At 47.0% G+C, this 247-nt stretch carries 1 pseudogene; it reads left to right on the top strand.

The annotated features are described in order from the left end of the window. Positions 1-125: pseudogene (locus H5300_RS27560) on the top strand (IS5/IS1182 family transposase); the annotation flags it as partial. Positions 126-247 lie beyond the last annotated feature (122 nt).

Here is a 247-nt window from a genome sequence, read left to right as displayed (position 1 = left end):
ACGCTGCTATTAAGATTAAGGGAGCCATTGCGCTTATTCCCCCAAGAGAAGGGGCAGCCTTCTGGGAGCGTGGTCACCCTCGAAATCTCGCCGTGGGTTGCCAGAAATTATACGGCTCAAATAAGGTAAGTGTTCACCAAGCCCCTATTGACAGAAAAAGTGTGACACTCAGCACTTGATCCACTTTTTACTATTGAGTGATCATTCCAGTGCTTCATCCTGTTTGTTATGAGCAGAAAGAAAGCCC

The organism is Vibrio sp. SG41-7 (assembly GCF_014164465.1).
Lineage (GTDB): Bacteria > Pseudomonadota > Gammaproteobacteria > Enterobacterales > Vibrionaceae > Vibrio > Vibrio splendidus.
The sequence above is the reverse complement of the archived record's forward strand: the minus strand, read 5'-3'. Positions and strand labels throughout refer to the sequence as shown.